Below are 3,796 nucleotides of genomic sequence, written 5' to 3'. Positions count from 1 at the left end.
TCGGGGTGTTCGAGTTAACACGGTGTTAAGCTGGCGAAAAGTGCGACTTAAAAAGATCGTCGCATCAATAATTTAAGTGCAATAAAAAGTACGACTGCATCAGGATCGTCCCGATGACCCGATAGGGGTGCTGGGGGGAGAAAGTAATTACGGTTACGTTCAGAATCCCATGTGCTGGGTTGATCCGTTTGGGTTGGCTGGTTGCGCTCGAATACTAGCAAGTAATATGAAAGCAGCAAATAAGCTCTTAGCTCAAAACTCTGGCTATATGAAAATTGGGTGGCATAAATATTGGGGATCTGCAGCACATCATATAGTAGCTGGCGCAGATAGGCGGGCTGATATAGCAAGAAGCATTTTAGACAAGGCTGGAATCAAAATTGATGATGCTGTAAACGGCGTATTTTTAAAGCATATCAAGAAAATATCTCCACAGCCTGGTGCTTATCATCGAGTTATTCATACCGATAAATATTATCAAGAGATTACCAGGATTATGCAAAGAGCAGAAATGCGTGCGGGTGGTGATCTGAGTAAACTTACAGAAAATGTGAATTCTGCACTATCCAGCATTAGAGATTCACTTGTTTCAGGGACTTTTAAATATTGAGGTAACAATGAACATTTACACGCTAGAAGCAGATATCGATAGATTTAAATATTACCTTCCCACTGAAGGAAGTGAAATTATTACAAATATCAATTCATATGATGGGCGTTCATTAGTTGATGAGTGGGAATTATATAATTTTGATATATTTCAAGGAAAAACGAAGAAAGAGAAAGAAAGAAGAGAAGATTTTAACATATCGCATTATCATGCAAGATTGCTTCTCATAAGTGAGGAAGTAAAAGATAAAATTGAAGATTTTTTATTTGGGAAAACTGAATTTTTGCCTATAAAAACCTCTAATAATAGAAAGTTTTTTTTTATGAACGTTCTTAATGTAAAAAAATCAATTGATGCTGAGTCATGGGATGCTTATGAAGAAATGGAAGATAACAATAGATATGAATTTTTAAAAATACACGATGATGAACTTGTATTTAGAGATTCGCTCTACAACCTTAACTACTTCTTCACTGAGAGATTTTCAAAATATCTTGAGGAGGTAGGTATTGATGGATGCTTCTTTAAAAAAGTTGGGGTATCAGGCTAAATAGCTTCGCATATTACCGCTCCACTTTATCCAGACCATGCTGATTACCGGGGAACGGCGAAGCGGCATTCATAAATCGCTTTACCTGTTCCAGTAACTGCCACATATACCGGCACTGATGGTTACGCGTTATGGTCTCGTGTAACGACAACCACAGCAACTCGATTGGATTCAGCCACGGCGAATACGTGGGCAGGAACAGCAACCGGAACTTCGTATTTTTTTCCAGCCACCTTGCGGCTTTTATGAATGATGTAGTTATCAACGACCAGCGTAATGGTTTTCGCTCGCCGATATGTCCGCCGTAATGTCTCTAACAGATTGATAAATAAATCAGAACACTTTTTACTGCCGCCGACGTAATGAACTCGTCCCGTATCCGAATGCAGTGCCCCTGCCAGATAATACTTTTGGTTATGTCCCGGCGTAGTAATACATTTCTGTTGCCCTTTGAGCATCCAATCCGCGCCGATTTTCGGGTTCAGGTCGATATCCACTTCATCCTGATAAAATACCGGATGAGTCGGCTGCTTCCGGACGACCGCCTGTTCGATGGAGAGTCGCTTTTCCTCATAATGCGGGTCTTTGATTTTCAGTGTTGGCGCGGCTCTGCGCCAGACAATACCCGCTCGTCTCAGGTAGCGGTGCAACGTGGCAGGATGAAGCTCTGCATTAAAAAGCCGATTAACGATAAGAGCCAACAACTCCGTGCTCCAGCGGGAGCGCAGCCAGCCAAAATCCTGAGGAGAACGCTGAACCAGAAGCGGTAGAGTATGCAGGATATCTGCGACCGGCCAGCGTGGTGCTCGTCCGGGCTTGAGGCTCTTTAGACCTTCAACACCCTGTAAAGTAAACCAATTTATCCATCTTCCAACGGATGAGCGAGCCGCACAGAGCAGTCTGGCAACATCGGTGACGGTCATTCCCTTATGTAACATCAATATGGCGATGAGTCGTCTGGAATAGTTTTTATCACGTGTTTGTTGGGCTTCTTTACGCATTAGTCGTCGTTCTTCATCAGGGATTGCTGCTATGATCGGCATCGCTCAGTCCGGTTGGTGATTTGTGATGTTTGGCGATTGATCAGATCGCTCAACTCGGACTGAGTAACCGTCTTATCCGGTCAAGAGCTTTTATTGATTATTTCACCTGATAGTTTCTTTCATAGGGTTGCTGCGTATGCAGTACGCCATAACACAAGTGCACCAGTTTCCTCATTGCTGCACCTAATGCCGACATTTTCATTTTTCCTTTCGCTAACAGGCGTTCGTAAAGAGCTTTCACATGGTTATTTTTTCTGATAGCGGTTAATGCTCCCATATACAGCTTTGCTCTGACACTCGATGGCCCTATTTTCGACATTCTGGTTCGTCCATGAACAGAGGTCCCAGAGCGACGCTCGACCGGAGCGACTCCCAGGTAGGCAGCCACCTGTTCCGCACTCTTAAAATCATTTCCTCGTAATAGTGCTAACATATTCCAGCCAATTTGTTTCCCTATTCCGTCAATCGACATGAGAAGTGTTAGGTCGTTTTTTAATAGATTGTGCTGAGCTATATGGTTGGATATCAGACGTTCTGCTCTGGCAATTTCATCTTTCAAATTCTGATTAATTGACAAAAGTGAGTCCAAGACCTCTTTAATTGCCTCAGTTGATTTTAACGTACCCAATCGATTATCTATCCGTAGTTTATCGTTCAACAAACTATCCCTGTGTTGCAGTAACGCCCTGAGTTTCCTAATCTCCTCCGTTGGAGGAAACCAAGCATCTGGTTGTTTTAAACAACCATAAGACGCTAGAACATATGCATCTACGGCATCCGTTTTAGTGAAAATCCCCATCGCTTTGGCAAATTCACGGCTGCGGCAGGGATTTACCACCGAAACCAGGATCCCCATCTGATGAAGGCCGCAGGCGAGATATTCATGATAAATCCCCGTGGCCTCCACAATAACGTGAGTCTGGTTGAGATCACACTGATGCAGTGCTAACCATTTAATCAGGATCTGTGCCGAATCCTTACCATTTGCTAAAGTTTTAGTCTTGCGTTTGCCTTTGGTGCCCTCAGCCAGAAGGCAGACATCGACTGAGCGCTTACTGACATCAATACCGACGTAGAACATGATAGATTCTCCTTTCACCGTAACCATCACGCCCGTTTCACTTGTAAATGCAGAGTCGATGCTCTTGGTAACCGTTCAATGTTTATGCTGGCGTGAAAGGTGAAACAGAGGGCTTTAACTCAGCCACAAAGTTTATCTTTGATGTTCCCTCTATGAAGCTCACTCTGTTTCATGTGGTGATAGCTAATCACCACGTCAGAAAGGATACAAGTTCCCTTCAAGTGATCTACCATTTGGCGAAGCTATTTAGGCTGTAGGGCGTATTATCTGAAGGTGTAATCCACTGGATGATCTTAAGTTATTCACGCTAAACGATGGGTTGCGCTTCTCTAATTCGCCCGCTCTACTATTTACCTACCGCTGGGACAACCGTAACCAGCTCCGAGTTGTCGACACCCCGATGGGCGAACGCTGGTTTTACCGTTACGACCCGTTCGGGCGACGTACCGGCAAACGCTGTGAGCAGACACAGGACGATATCCGCTACCTGTGGGACGGCGACCACATCGCCG

3 protein-coding genes and 1 pseudogene are annotated in these 3,796 nt (G+C 44.1%); 2 read left to right on the top strand and 2 right to left on the bottom strand.

Features of this window, described 5'->3' with window-relative positions; all coding sequences use genetic code 11:
- Positions 1-226: 226 nt before the first annotated feature.
- Both KP22_RS20935 and KP22_RS20930 read left to right on the top strand, forming a co-directional pair.
- Entirely contained in the window at positions 227-610 is a 384-nt protein-coding gene (locus KP22_RS20935) for an AHH domain-containing protein (RefSeq protein WP_039309232.1), read from the top strand.
- A gap of 7 nt (positions 611-617) precedes the next feature.
- Positions 618-1,160, top strand: coding sequence for a hypothetical protein (locus KP22_RS20930; RefSeq protein WP_039309230.1), 543 nt, complete (start codon positions 618-620; stop codon positions 1,158-1,160).
- Between the two features lie 13 nt (positions 1,161-1,173).
- Here KP22_RS20930 and KP22_RS20925 read toward each other — a convergent pair.
- A pseudogene (locus KP22_RS20925) lies at positions 1,174-2,203 on the bottom strand (IS630 family transposase).
- A gap of 97 nt (positions 2,204-2,300) precedes the next feature.
- Positions 2,301-3,284 (bottom strand): IS110 family RNA-guided transposase, encoded by a 984-nt coding sequence (locus tag KP22_RS20920; RefSeq protein WP_039309228.1) that lies wholly within the window; start codon positions 3,282-3,284, stop codon positions 2,301-2,303.
- Between the last annotated feature and the right edge of the window lie 512 nt (positions 3,285-3,796).

It is taken from the genome of Pectobacterium betavasculorum, assembly GCF_000749845.1.
GTDB classification, from domain to species: domain Bacteria; phylum Pseudomonadota; class Gammaproteobacteria; order Enterobacterales; family Enterobacteriaceae; genus Pectobacterium; species Pectobacterium betavasculorum.
This window is presented reverse-complemented; position numbering and strand designations above follow the sequence as displayed.